The organism is Pseudomonas sp. HY13-MNA-CIBAN-0226, from assembly GCF_040310305.1.
GTDB lineage: Bacteria > Pseudomonadota > Gammaproteobacteria > Pseudomonadales > Pseudomonadaceae > Aquipseudomonas > Aquipseudomonas gregormendelii.
The window spans coordinates 1-230 of sequence record NZ_JBEOPS010000712.1; the positions used below are offsets into that span (position 1 = coordinate 1).

Consider the following 230-nt stretch of genomic DNA (forward strand, 5'->3'; position numbering starts at 1 on the left):
GTGTGCCTGATGAAACCATCACCACGGCCAATGGCGTGCGTATTGTTGGGGCGGCCAACATCCCATCGCAACTGGCAGCACAGTCTTCAGATTTATATGCCAATAACCTTGTTAACTTTATCACAACCTTAATTGCTCCTGCCGCTACAGATGACGCTCCAGCAACTAAACTGGCACTGAACTTAGATATGGAAGATGAGATTCAGGGCGCACTGGCAGTGACGCATGAG

General features: G+C 49.6%; 1 pseudogene. It reads left to right on the forward strand.

Annotation, left to right across the window (positions count from 1 at the left end):
* Positions 1–230 (forward strand): annotated as a pseudogene (locus tag AAEZ05_RS30555) (hypothetical protein); the annotation flags it as partial.